Source organism: Chlamydiota bacterium, from assembly GCA_016178055.1.
Classification (GTDB): domain Bacteria; phylum Auribacterota; class JACPWU01; order JACPWU01; family JACPWU01; genus JACOUC01.
In genome coordinates this window covers 1-5,217 of sequence record JACOUC010000008.1, presented here as the reverse complement: position 1 = coordinate 5,217, position 5,217 = coordinate 1, and the positions used below count along the sequence as shown (strand labels likewise).

General features: G+C 42.6%; 6 protein-coding genes. 1 reads left to right on the top strand and 5 read right to left on the bottom strand.

Annotated features, from left to right (window positions below; all coding sequences use genetic code 11):
• Positions 1-1,044 (bottom strand): radical SAM protein (locus HYS07_00930; protein ID MBI1869737.1); only part of this gene is annotated, 1,044 nt, incomplete at its 3' end.
• Between the two features lie 126 nt (positions 1,045-1,170).
• Between HYS07_00930 and HYS07_00925 the strand changes: the two genes are divergently transcribed.
• Complete coding sequence (locus HYS07_00925) at positions 1,171-1,368, top strand: hypothetical protein (GenBank protein ID MBI1869736.1); 198 nt, start codon at positions 1,171-1,173, stop codon at positions 1,366-1,368.
• A 45-nt stretch (positions 1,369-1,413) separates the two neighbouring features.
• Here the strand turns inward: HYS07_00925 and HYS07_00920 are convergent, their stop codons facing one another.
• The 4 genes from HYS07_00920 to nosD form a co-directional block, all read right to left on the bottom strand.
• The gene (locus HYS07_00920) at positions 1,414-1,938 is read right to left on the bottom strand and encodes a hypothetical protein (GenBank protein MBI1869735.1); all 525 of its coding nucleotides are present in this window, start codon (positions 1,936-1,938) and stop codon (positions 1,414-1,416) included.
• 17 nt (positions 1,939-1,955) lie between these two features.
• Positions 1,956-2,246: a nitrous oxide reductase accessory protein NosL gene (locus HYS07_00915; protein ID MBI1869734.1), complete on the bottom strand. Its 291-nt coding sequence runs from the start codon at positions 2,244-2,246 to the stop codon at positions 1,956-1,958.
• Positions 2,247-2,394: 148 nt separating this feature from the next.
• Positions 2,395-3,228: an ABC transporter permease subunit gene (locus tag HYS07_00910; protein ID MBI1869733.1), complete on the bottom strand. Its 834-nt coding sequence runs from the start codon at positions 3,226-3,228 to the stop codon at positions 2,395-2,397.
• Positions 3,212-5,217: nitrous oxide reductase family maturation protein NosD (nosD, locus tag HYS07_00905; protein MBI1869732.1), on the bottom strand; the 2,006-nt coding region annotated here is incomplete at its 5' end. The genes HYS07_00910 and nosD, both read right to left, overlap by 17 nt.

Sequence of the window (5,217 nt, the reverse complement as noted above, 5' to 3'; positions counted from 1 at the left end):
ACTATAAGCACAAAAAGGTTCTTCCTGCATAAAATTTCCTGTTTTATAAAATGCCCGTGCACGACACCCCATGCATACCTTTTTAAATTCGCATATACCGCATTTACCTTCTAAAAGCGATGGATCACGCAAGGTTTGAAACACCGATGATGTATTCCAAATCTCATCAAAAGAAGTTTCCGGAACTTTCCCTGCAGAAACCGGCAAATAGCCACAGGGAAAAACATCTCCCTGATGTGAGACAAACGAGATAGAACTTCCGGCCAAGCACCCGCGCGTCATCGCGTGCATTCCTTTTTGAGCATAGGTCAATGTTCTTTTTTCTTTGATAGCACGCTGGCGAATAATTCTAAAATAATGAGGTGCACAAGTAGCCCTCACATGTATTTTCCCCTCCAAAGATTTTTGATAAAGCCACATCAAGATTTCTTCATACTTCTCGGCATTCACCTGATGCGTCTGGGCAATTTGAAGACCACATCCCACTGGAACCAGCATAAACAAATGAAAGGCATCCGCTCCCAAATTTAAAGCGAGCTGATATATCTCGTCACAAAGGGCCTCATTGTGCTGAGTCAAGGTCGTGTTAATTTGGAGACTCACCCCCGCTTTTTTTAATTCCCTGCACCCATTCAAAGCCCGCTCAAATGCTCCCTCCTCTTTGCGAAACGCGTCATGCACGTGGGCAGAAGGACCATCTAGGCTGATAGCGACCCGGCGTATTCCACTCTGATGAATTTTTTCAGCCACCTCCCCATTCACCAAGGTCCCATTGGTCGCCAAGGCCACCTCAAGTCCATTTGCTCGCGCAAAACGGGCCAAATCAAAAACATCCGGCCGCATCAAAGGTTCTCCTCCGGATAAGACGAGAATAGAGGGACCTAGACTCGCAATCTGGCGAATAACCTCCAGAGAGTCCTCATGGGAAAGATCTCTCTTCGAGAGTTCTTTAGAAACATCCAACCGTCGGCAATGAATACAAGCCAGATTACAGCCTGCTGTTAACTCCCAAAAAACCATGCGAAGTTGTGGGCGCTGGTTCAATATGCCTCCATTTTTCCACAGAAAATTCTACGAAATTTTAAGGAACTTATTGATGATTCAAATCATATTTTGATGAACGCACCTCTGTTGACAAGACCCGTAATTTGGTATAGCCTGGAGTCAGGTATGGATACTAAGCGAAAGGAAGCGTTGTCGAAAACAGTTCTCGATTTGGCTAAGATCGCGGTTGCGGCGGCCTTTGCGAGTGAGTTCTTCGCCAAATTTACCTGGGCACCAAGAGTCATCATTTTGGTTTCGCCCTTCTTGTTATTACTCTTTGGTGTTTGGGTACAGCCGACAAAAGAGGAGCTGGAAAAACCATGATAACTGCCTTAGCACTGATCATTTTCTCAATCATTACTTTTCTGGTTATCCGTTACCAAGAACATCATAAGACGTGATTCTCCTCAATTTGAGGACATTCCTTGAATCATTCCTTTTGACAATCCCCTGAAAGGGCTGCGCAATGTTAAAAGGGGTATTAATCTTGCTGTTGGACCTTATATTATGAAGCACTGCATCATCATTCTGAAATGCAACCTTTTGTCCCACCATTGCCGCTGCTACATGGGGAGAAAAAACACATCCCTTTTGATCAATAAAAACAGACTCTTGAGGCGCTTTAAATTCTCCTTTCACCCCCTCTTTCACATAGACCAAGGCCCATTTGATAGTCTGGTCAGAATTAATAACAATATCTTCAACCATGGGAGGTTGTTTGTCTTTGTGCATATCAGCACACTGTTTTTCAGCTCCAAAACTAACCGGTTTAGGCTTTGGAATTTCTCCTTCATAAGCCACCTTTCCTGTCAAAGTTGCTCCCTCGACTGAGGAAATCCACATTCCTATCATCGACAATAAAAATAATACTCCATAACGATTTGGCTTCTTCATTTTTCCTCCTTATTCATTCATTTTTTCTTTAAAAATTCATCTATCTCGCCAAAGCCTATTTGGCTTGTATCATTCTTTTTTAAGTACTCTTGTAATGACTCCTTGCTCCCCAAGGCGATCAACTGCGATCCCATCGGAGTTGTCAGTGCTGGATCAAAAACATAATAAGCCTTCGATCTCTCAATCCATCCTCGCCTTAGACCCTCATGAACCCAGGCCTCTTCTATTTTAGGCTGATTCTTTTTCTCGAAAAGGGCCATACACCCAATGTCATCAAATTTCAAGATTTCGCCTTCCTCTATATGCACTTGATTCCCCTCAGATAGTAAGAATTTGTAGTCGCCCCATTTATGGGGCAGCCGTGTGCCCCTTGCATGGATTGCCCGATGAATCGGGCGACTACTAGGAGAATCAAGTGCATATGCCTAAAAAGAAAAATAAATTCTACTTTTTTCATCAGTCCACACACCTTGATCTAAAAAAAATCCAACTTAATAAAAGTGGAATCACAAGCCACAGAACCAAAATGCCGCTTAAAAAGATTGTCAACCCATTTCCAAAAACTTGCACTGCGTACATCCCCACCGATCCAAAAGATTCCAAGCTTTTTTGGAGTGAACCTGCAACCGCCAATTTAAAGGATTGCACCGGATTAACAAGAATAAGTCCCAACATCTGCCCAGGAGATAATTTTAAAACAAGAGTTGTTCCGATTAATCCTAAATCACTTAAGAAAATAAAGAAGAACCAAAAGAGAAGGGCCAGTCCAAGCGCCATCGTATGTCGCTTTGCCCACATCGAAATAAAGAATCCTATACTCAGAAAAGTCCATCCTAAAAGAACGGTAAATCCAACTAAAATGAGATAATCCACTATTTGCTCAGTTCCCGCATAGCGCCCAATCACAAGACCGCTCGCCCCAAAACCCAGAAGAATGGCAATCAAAATAGAAAGGCTTCCTCCGAAAAATTTTCCCAATAGAATTTCTGAAAGCGTGACCGGTTGAGCCAACAAGGTCAATAAAGTCCCCTGCTCTTTTTCACCTACCAGACTCATCGCGCCTAGCAATAATCCCATCAAAGGGACAATTAAAAGCACCAGATTTAGAAGGCTCGCAGCCGTTCTTCCAAAACCTGTAATCCCGACCGTACCTAACCCTGAAAGACCTAGAAGGCTTAGGGAAAGAGACAGCAAGGCAAACAGAATGGCGATCACAACAAACCACCGATTGTGCCTCACATCTACCAACTCTTTTTGCATCAATATGCCCATATTACGAACACTGATCATAAAAACTCCCATTCTCCAGAACCGAGTTTATTTCAGCATCCAAATCAAGATCCATTTTTAGCTCTTGAGGTTTCCCATCCATTTTTTTAACACCTTCTTTTAAAACGATAACTCGATCTGCCATTTGAGAAATTTCGGCAAAACGATGTGAACAAAAAATCAAGGTCTTCCCCTTACTTTTAAGTTTTTGAAGAGTCATTAGAAACTCCCCCCGTGTTCTTGTATCCAAATGAGTGGTCGGCTCATCTAGAAAAAGAATGGGAGGGTCCGAAAGAAGCGCAATCAACAGGGATAGCTTTTGACGCATCCCTCCTGATAAATTTTGAACGAGTTTATTTTTAACTTCTTCCAATCCCCATTCTTGAAGTAAACTGTTTACACGCTCAAGAGAAACTCTACGGAGTCGAGCATAAAAACGAGCCGTTTCTAAAGTGGAATAATCTAAATGTAAGCGCGTCTCTTGAGGAACATATCCTATTGAACGACGAACAAGCTTCGGATTCTTTCGAACATCCATCCCCAGAACTTGCATTTCTCCCTTGCAGGGAATCATCCCTAGCAAACATCGAAGCAGTGTCGTCTTCCCTGCGCCATTGGCGCCCCAAAGAGCGACCACCTCCCCTGAATACACTTCTAAATTTAGATCACAGAGCGCTTTCAGTTTTCCAAATTTCTTTGTTAACCCCTGAATCTGTATCACACCCTGTGCAGACGTTTTTAAAAAGCTTGAAGAAACATCGTTTACACCTCTCTTTTTATTCTCTGAAAACCTCCCCCAAAAACCAACCATCGGAAGAAAAAAAAGAACAGATAAAAGAACCCACGGCAAAAAATGGGAGGGGGCTGGCTCCAACACATTAAATTCAAAAGGCTGCATGAGAGGAAATTCATCTACAAACTTGGGAGTGGGAGCAAAAACAGGAAAGGTGTTTGCAGCAAAATCAATGGCAACCACGGAAGGACTTCCATAAAAAACCTTTAAGGCATGAAACCGATCCACCATTCTTTCAAACAATTTCATGGGACGGTACGCTACATCTCCCACACCATCTTGATTGGCGTCAAAACCTCGATAATCACTCCAATGATTGTGATTCCAATCATTAACCGTATGGGAACTCGAACCATCCAAAAGAATTTGTTCTCCATTCTCTATAAAATTATTTTTAGAAAATTGATTATGACTCGCCGTTGGAATCACTTGCATTCCAATATCATTCAAGGCGATGGTGTTATTTTGAAATAAACCCTTCGCACAGGAATCCAGAAAAAAACCGACGCGATTGCCCACCACACTGTTTTTCTCGATCACGGCTCCATCCATGTCTTTAAATCCGATTCCATAGCCACTGGGGCCTCGATTGTTGATGAGAATATTTTCTTTCAATTGTAGTCCCGCACTGTACATCAAATAGGCGCCAACAGAATTACGAGAAAGCTTGTTACGTTCCACAATGGCTTCCTGACAATACATAAAATGCAAACCATAACGGCTCTCTTGAAACTCATTGCTCAAAACTCGCATATTTTTTGAAAACCAAAGAACCACATCGCGTCCCTGCGTCGCAAAATTCTTTTCGATTAAAACGTTATCGCTGTACCAAACGCGAATGAGATCCCCTCTTCGCGCAATGTCCAAAGGTTTACTGATTAAAGAATTATTTCGAACCACACCAAACGGGGCCTGCTTTAAATAAATCCCAAAAAGTACATTTTCAAACCGATTGTCTTCGATTTGAATCCCTTTCCCCGTGGCCCACAACCCTGTATCTTCCGTGGATAAAACATCTCCGGTGTTTCGCACCACAAATCCTTTGAACAAAATATTTTCGGCTTCTAAATAAACCACGCTTCCCTTCCCCTGTCCGTCTATGATAGGAAAAGCTTCTCCTATTAAACGAATCGATTTCTTAACGTGGATCGGCCCTTCATAAACACCTGGTTTAACACGAAGGGTATCTCCCGACTCTGCTTGATCAACCGCATTTT